This is a genomic window from Rhodoplanes sp. SY1 (assembly GCF_046000175.1).
Classification (GTDB): Bacteria; Pseudomonadota; Alphaproteobacteria; order Rhizobiales; family Xanthobacteraceae; genus Rhodoplanes.
In genome coordinates this window covers 1-555 of record NZ_JBEOMB010000281.1, presented here as the reverse complement: position 1 = coordinate 555, position 555 = coordinate 1, and the positions used below count along the sequence as shown (strand labels likewise).

Sequence of the window (555 nt, the reverse complement as noted above, 5' to 3'; positions counted from 1 at the left end):
GAGATCTCCGGCACGGTGCGGTTCGGGCGCGACTACAAGAACAAGCGGCGGCTCACCATCGAGCCGAACGAGAAGGACGTCGAGCCGCGCGAGTACCTGATCCCGAAGGGCAAGCACGTCCATCTGCAGGACGGCGATCTCATCGAGAAGGGCGACTACATCGTCGAGGGCAATCCCGCCCCGCACGACATTCTCGCGGTCAAGGGTGTCGAGGAGCTGGCGGCCTATCTGGTCAACGAGATCCAGGAGGTCTACCGGCTGCAGGGCGTGCAGATCAACGACAAGCACATCGAGGTGATCGTTCGCCAGATGCTGCAGAAGGTCGAGGTCGACGACTCCGGCGAGACGGACCTGATCCAGGGCGAGCAGATCGACTGGGTCGAGTTCGACGAGGTCAATGCCCGTGCGCGCGAGGAGGGCAAGAAGGAGGCGAAGGCGCATCCGGTCCTGCTCGGCATCACCAAGGCCTCGCTGCAGACCCGGTCCTTCATCTCGGCGGCGTCGTTCCAGGAGACCGCCCGCGTGCTCACCGAGGCGGCGCGTCGCCGGCGCTGG

At 65.4% G+C, this 555-nt stretch carries 1 pseudogene; it reads left to right on the top strand.

The features are described 5' to 3' along the window. A pseudogene (locus ABTU92_RS29120) lies at positions 1-555 on the top strand (DNA-directed RNA polymerase subunit beta'); the annotation flags it as partial.